Consider the following 6,224-nt stretch of genomic DNA (forward strand, 5'->3'; position numbering starts at 1 on the left):
GGCCTCTCCGCCCTGCCCGCAGCGCGTGCCACCTCGATCAATTACGTCCAAGTGGTGTTTGCGGCACTGTGGGGCGTGCTGTTTTTTGCCGAACCGATTACAGGTGCTGTGGTGCTGGGAGCCCTGTGCGTCTTGGGGGCCACGCTGATCAGCCTGAGTGCCAGGACTGCTCGAAAAGCTGAAAGCTGAAAGCTGTCGGCTGACAGATCAAGGCGAATCAATCGGCAAAGGCTGGGTGATCCAATCTTGTGAAGTTCCGTCGCTCGAACCAACCGGTTGGGCTAAACGCCAACTTTGACCCCGTTCACCCCGCTCTAAGAACAACTCAAAAGGACTATCAACACGCACTGAATCTGCGGGAAGCCTCCAATCGAAGCGACCGGTGAGATGAATTCCACGTTGCTCACCAAGACGGATCGACTCCTGCTCTTCTACGCGCACACGACTCACATCTGGGACACCAACAGGCTCTAACTCCAGGGACTGGGCAATCGCTGTTTGAGTCAATTGAATTTGCAGCCCAAGCGCTTTCAGCAACACGCCACGGGGAGGTTGATCGGATGGTCCACAACCGGTTAAACCAAGGTTGAGAAGCAACAGCACGCAAAGAACGAGCACACGTTGAACGTTGCGCTTTAGCGATCGAATCCAACCGTTCAGACTTGGCGGAGCGGGCGGCATGAGCAGCCAATCAATGCTGATAACGATAGTTGCCAATTGGATCAATCTTGATGGCAATCCAGCAGTCAAGGGGCAAAACAATCCGCCCCATGCGGATGACTGCAGAATCAGGCATGGGGTACAAACTGATTACTTTTTCTTGGCAATCCGTACCACTTGAGGATTGAGAGGGCAGGCCAAGGCGTGAAACGGTTTGTGATGACCTTCAAAAATCAAGCTCCCCATCGGTTGAGCATGAGCGGTATGAATTTCCATGAGTGAATACATCGATGCATTCGTTCTAGAAAGGCAGTGAGCCAGATGCGGTCAGTAAAACCACTCATCCATGGTGGTCATCATCCACACCCGTCTGGTCAATCGCCGCAGCTCAGGGCCAGCGGTTGTGATGGCGACCATGACGATGCAGTCGGCGATCGAATGAGCAAAATCGGCTGATTCCATTCTTCGTTGATCAAAGGCGGCCCCACACTCCACCCTTCACGAAGCGAATCAGACGCTTGGAATCACTCATGAGGCACGCCATTCCCAATTTCGGTGGTTTCTGCTCTGAAGGCAATGCGCCTTTACACCGATGGCAAGGGTGCGCTGCTGACACAAACTATGGACATCGAGATCGGAGGCGCTTTGACAGACGACACTCCACCTGAGTTATCAGCAGAAGCAAGCTGACTTCAGGTCCCTGCTCCAACAGTCTCAACAAGACGTGGGTTGTTCCTTTGGTAGGCAATGCCTTGCGCGCCACGCCAATCGATGCTCCACCTGCACCGTCCTAGGTGCCCTACGGAGAACACGACCCCACACCTAGAGCTCCGGCCCCAGGTGATCCTGCAGACAGTCGCTTCGCACCAATCTTTCAGTTCACTGTGTTCGATACGAGGTCCAGACTTCCGCGATACAGATTCACTGATTAATGGTCTGCGATATGCATAAACGAGCGAGTTAGGCCGTCTTTCCTATCTGGGAGGGGCGGCCTCTCTTCATGGGGCTTTGTTGTTGTTCATGCTCAGCAGTGCTGACGTGGACAGCATGAACAGGCCTCCTCCGATGGGCGTTGAAAGCAGAGCTCTGGGGCTTCAGTGATGACTGAAAACAGATTGATGCATTCACTAAAAATTGAATGCACAGGCCTCCCTAATACAACAATTTTTGAATCACATACCACTCTCCTGAATCCACCTAGGCAGGCTCTGACTCAATGATCCTTGCCTGCACAAGGGCTTTCGCTCTCACCGCACATAGTCGCTCTTATCTTTTCACTTTGGATCGATGCTTACCTTCCCCCCACAGAAGGATTAAAGCTCTTCCTTTAGACGAGCAGGACCACTCTCCCTGCATCCATGACCGACTAACAATTATCACTGTGAAGCATGTAATCTCCCCTGCACAAAAGCAAACATCCTAAAGCCTGCCGAATGGGAAAGGAAGCCAAGAGAGCTCCAAGTCTAGTAGACAATTAATCTTCACTGGTTAAATACAATACCTCCATAAATTGCTGGGGCAACTGCTCTGGTGCAGACCCAAGAATTGGCGCTTCAGACCCCAAGAACTCAAGAACTACAACGCAACCGATCAGGGCAAAAGGCAGTGGAATGAACTTCATCAGACAATTCTCCTTTCTCTTGCGAAAGATGTAGCGTTCCATTTCTTATCTCCAAGTCCCAAAACCCTAACCAGTCAGCTCAAAGGTTAAATGAGCAGGTGATGAACACCAATTAAGATTTTTCTTATCTTCCAAGTTATCGGTTAACCCTTGGAGTGAAATAACCCCTACAGAGCCATCTAGAGATGGCAATGAACAAGAAGATACTCCTGCTTCCTGTTCTGATTTTGTGAGTCTCCTGGTCTTTGGTGAGAAAGAAGCATCGAAGGACTTGCGTATTGCCTTTCGGCACCTCCTGAACAACCTTCAAGCAATTCAATTTCTGGTTCCTGCATAATGTTGGTCCTGACATAGCCAGCCACAACGTTGCCCATTCCTCGCACCATATGCCCTGTAATCGTCTTCAAGACCTAAGGAAGGTCGTGACAGACCAAAGTCAGCAAGGTCAACCGATGACGCACGATTCGCATCGATTGGGACGAATCATTCATGGCCACGAGCTTTGATTGTCGTGTAACCGCGACATAACAGAGGCTCAGGCCTATCAACTCTGGTGGTGAACCACCGTCGAACGGATGGTCGAGTGGTCGTGACCAGGACCTATCCAGTGGTAGGCAGTCGCGGTCCAATGCAGATCCATCTTGGCGGCCATGCCGATTGCCTCCTTTGAGTTCAACGATGACAAGCAGAATCTCTGCGCAAACAGCCAAGGACTGAAGTTTGAACTGTTCAGCAATGGGTGAGCATCGTTACAAACACAAATAGAGAGATGCAAGATCCTTTGTCCAGCGGCGTCGAGCTGCTGACAAAAGGGAGAGAGCGAGCGGCTTGAGAAACCGCTCGTTTTTTTTGATCCGTGATCGACGACTAAGGGCTCTGACTGAATCCAGCCAATGAGGTTATGTTCAAATTCAGGACATCTAAGGATCGTCAGACAAAAGAAAACCCCGCCAAAGGCAGGGTTTCTCGGCTTCTTATAGGGCGTGTTGCCTTGTTTCCACTCCGTGAAGAAGCCCTCCTCACACAGCCATTCTGCGTCTGGACTGGCACTGTGCCAGTGTTAACCAACACTAAAGCAATTGTCACACCGCTTCCGAGGGCCATGGTCCAGCCAACTCCCGACAACTTGACTGCTCAACCCAGCTGCAAATAGATGCGTTGGCGTCTGTGATACCAAGGATTGGAGCGAACTGCTGATTGAAAGCGCTCAATTCAGGAGTAAAAGCACTGGCAATCGCAGGACATCGGCTTTATTCACGCAACTCACTCATTCGTCACAGCTATTGAGAACTTTTCTCACTTGCTGTGACGACGTCTACCAAAGAATGGTTTGGTGACTCTTTGGACGGGGTCAACAGTCCCACAATCAATCAACTTCTTGCGATTTAGAAGCCCGCAAGAGGTTGAGGGACATTGTCTGGCCCTCAACTGCTTTCCAAGGCTTCATCCCTTCCATAGCGACAGGAAGACTGGAAGAGCCATTGGACTCGATCATCCTTAAGACAAGGCCAAGAACAAATCAGAGCAGCACCCGTCGACAGGGACTATTGACATTTGTCAAAGGCAAATCCGAATTTTCTTTCCACAACAACTCCATCAACACGGACAATTGATGTTTCATAAAGATCACAGGTTTTCTTTTTGAAATCAGACATTTCATCAGGATCAAAAACAACAGCATTTGCATATCCTCTTTCTTTCATTGTCCTCTTCACGCAATCCTTATCCCAGAGCTGAGCTTTTTTCTCCCAGCGGCCTGCACTTCCAAGACGAGAATAAACCTCAGTACCTTCAATAACACAATTATCCTTCACATTATCCCATTGCTCAAACGTCATAATAGTGAGACCATCTGGATGATTGGCATTCGTTTCTGCTTTTGAATAAGGCAGCGAAAACATTGAGATCGACGCTGCTCCTAGTCCGGCCATTGCAACAAAAATTTTAAGACGGCTCATCGTTTCACTCTTTTAATCACATTGTAGCCATAAGAGAAAAAAGCCTCAAGTCACTATGAAATTTTGGAAGACGCGATTAACGAAGCAGCTTGATCTTCAACTCCATGCCAATCATTCACATGGGGATTCAAGACCCAAGTGAGCAGACCAAAGCAGGCAACCATGACTCAAAGGCCTATTGGACAAGCTCTACTGGGTTAACCAAGATTCTGCAATCGCTGCCTCCAATGGATTCATCGCTATCAAAATCTTCGAAAGAGTCCAGGTTTTTTGTTTTTCTCATCGATGATCTCTTCGATCATCCGAATGGGGCTAAAATGAACATTAACATCAATTTTTTTTACAACACTATGAGTGTTCCAAAGTCCAACTTGGACTTCTGACCTGGAATAGGTGACTTGCCAACAGTAATCAATTGGGATGACAAGAATTTGTGTCCAAAACGAATTCGTACTTTTGCCAGGGAAGAGACGATATCTTTCGGATCCATCCTCTTCTTTCTCTTTAGCGAAGCCAAGCTGCTGTAGCCGACTCGACCAATTTGTCATTTTAGCTAATGCTCTTGTGCCATGTGATCATTTAAATCAAGACCCAACCAGTAAATGTTTTAGATCAAACATTGGCGAAGTACGAATGATTCACCTCCAAAAAACGATCATCGCAGAGTGACAGAAACCGATCAGACGCCTTAAAGCAATCCAGCAATCACAAACAAAAGACAACCCTGCAAAAGACCTTGAACCAAGGGTTGGTGAGCTCAACCATGCTGGAAAGAAGATCTACCTCAGCAATCAACCCATCTCAGGGGCCCAGCCCACTGTGCTCTGCCAAGTTGGCGCCCATAGCTTGCAGGTCTTTGTGAGGTGATGCCCCTGTTGCAGTTGCTTCTGGCGAATGTTGCACCCCACCAACGTGTGGCAATGCTGGTCCACACCATGCCGAAAGTGCTGGCACGCCACACACACACTTGAGCAACGGCAGTTACTCAACTCGCTTTCGTCCAGATAGGCCCACTCCTCCACAGCACCTCACAAGCAATACACCTGTACTAGCCCAAGCGGGTCGCTTTGGTCAACTAGCTCTGGGCAGGCTCAAGAAACGGTGGTTGTCCTTCTGGAGTCAGCAACACTCGTCTCTCCATCGAAACAACCTGATGGAGCAGTGCGAATCCCTAGTGATCAGTCAACAACCCGCCTGGCTCTTCGCCCGAACCTGAATCAAGACAATCCCTGGAAACAAGAGGCATCGCGGATGTGAAGCAGAGTGTCTCGGCTTTTTACAAGACGTGTTTCCTCATTTCCACTGCACGAAGAAGCTCTCCTCGCAAAGTCTTCTTGGTGGACGGGAAACGTCCTGCAAGACACACCTTCACCCTTATTGGATTGCCACACAACCAGGCCATTGACTCAACAAGAAAAAGAAGGCATCAAACAATGCATCTCTAGTGTCCACCCACTTGGCTGTGACACAGCGATTGAAGCCAAGAGCGAGATGCTCTTGGCGAGCGAGGGGCCTCAATGACTTCCAAACACTTTAAGGACTGCCAAATAGACTAAAAAGTCAACACTGGTTAGGTTTTTCCCTTGTGATTGGACAGCTTGGCTTGTTGTTTCCACCCGGAGAAACACGCTCTCTTCAAGTGAAAAACGGCTCATACCTCGAAGCAAACAAGTCTCTACGTATCAGTTAGTTGACTGAATGGCACATGCTTATTAATTATGGATGTGGCCATCTCCTCACAAGATTTGGCTCCTCACACCCCCAAAGAAGGCAAATTCGCCTTCTTTTTTTATGCCATGGCATGGAATGGCACCGAGGCGATCAGCTGTTAACCGTTGTTTGAGCAAGATTTGGCTTCCCGCGATGGCACAAGGTCACTACATCAGACTCCAAGCGGTTGGTTGTTGCCTGTTGAGGCCTGTTTCAGATTCAGCTGTCAGCGATCGGTGGCTTGACTTGTTCAATGCCTTTCCCAACAACACGCC

At 49.1% G+C, this 6,224-nt stretch carries 6 protein-coding genes; 2 read left to right on the top strand and 4 right to left on the bottom strand.

Going from position 1 to position 6,224, the window contains the following annotated elements; translation table 11 throughout:
• A partial coding sequence (locus NCN04_RS06525; RefSeq protein WP_250395557.1) for an EamA family transporter occupies positions 1 to 189 on the top strand: 189 nt, incomplete at its 5' end.
• 18 nt (positions 190 to 207) lie between these two features.
• Here NCN04_RS06525 and NCN04_RS06530 read toward each other — a convergent pair.
• Entirely contained in the window at positions 208 to 681 is a 474-nt protein-coding gene (locus NCN04_RS06530; protein ID WP_250395558.1) for a hypothetical protein, read from the bottom strand.
• Positions 682 to 987: 306 nt separating this feature from the next.
• Complete coding sequence (locus NCN04_RS10645; protein WP_284498637.1) at positions 988 to 1,122, bottom strand: hypothetical protein; 135 nt, start codon at positions 1,120 to 1,122, stop codon at positions 988 to 990.
• A gap of 93 nt (positions 1,123 to 1,215) precedes the next feature.
• Here NCN04_RS10645 and NCN04_RS10650 point away from each other — a divergent pair, with 93 nt between their 5' ends.
• Positions 1,216 to 1,350, top strand: a complete 135-nt coding sequence (locus NCN04_RS10650; RefSeq protein WP_284498638.1) for a hypothetical protein — start codon at positions 1,216 to 1,218, stop codon at positions 1,348 to 1,350.
• A gap of 784 nt (positions 1,351 to 2,134) precedes the next feature.
• On the opposite strand, the gene NCN04_RS06535 is transcribed toward NCN04_RS10650, so the two are convergent.
• Together NCN04_RS06535 and NCN04_RS06540 are read right to left on the bottom strand one after the other, a co-directional pair.
• The gene (locus NCN04_RS06535) at positions 2,135 to 2,323 is read right to left on the bottom strand and encodes a hypothetical protein (RefSeq protein ID WP_048346657.1); all 189 of its coding nucleotides are present in this window, start codon (positions 2,321 to 2,323) and stop codon (positions 2,135 to 2,137) included.
• Positions 2,324 to 3,825: 1,502 nt separating this feature from the next.
• Positions 3,826 to 4,239 carry a hypothetical protein gene (locus tag NCN04_RS06540; protein WP_250395559.1) on the bottom strand — a complete coding sequence of 138 codons (414 nt, stop codon included), beginning with the start codon at positions 4,237 to 4,239 and terminating at the stop codon, positions 3,826 to 3,828.
• Between the last annotated feature and the right edge of the window lie 1,985 nt (positions 4,240 to 6,224).

The sequence above is a fragment of the Synechococcus sp. MU1655 genome (assembly GCF_023630655.1).
GTDB lineage: Bacteria > Cyanobacteriota > Cyanobacteriia > PCC-6307 > Cyanobiaceae > Synechococcus_C.

Bases quoted from the DNA above. Each gene is read 5' to 3' on its own strand.
- NCN04_RS06530 (WP_250395558.1), bottom strand. From the start codon at position 681: ATGCCGCCCGCTCCGCCAAGTCTGAACGGTTGGATTCGATCGCTAAAG.
- NCN04_RS10645 (WP_284498637.1), bottom strand. From the start codon at position 1,122: ATGGAATCAGCCGATTTTGCTCATTCGATCGCCGACTGCATCGTCATG.
- NCN04_RS06535 (WP_048346657.1), bottom strand. From the start codon at position 2,323: ATGGAACGCTACATCTTTCGCAAGAGAAAGGAGAATTGTCTGATGAAG.
- NCN04_RS06540 (WP_250395559.1), bottom strand. From the start codon at position 4,239: ATGAGCCGTCTTAAAATTTTTGTTGCAATGGCCGGACTAGGAGCAGCG.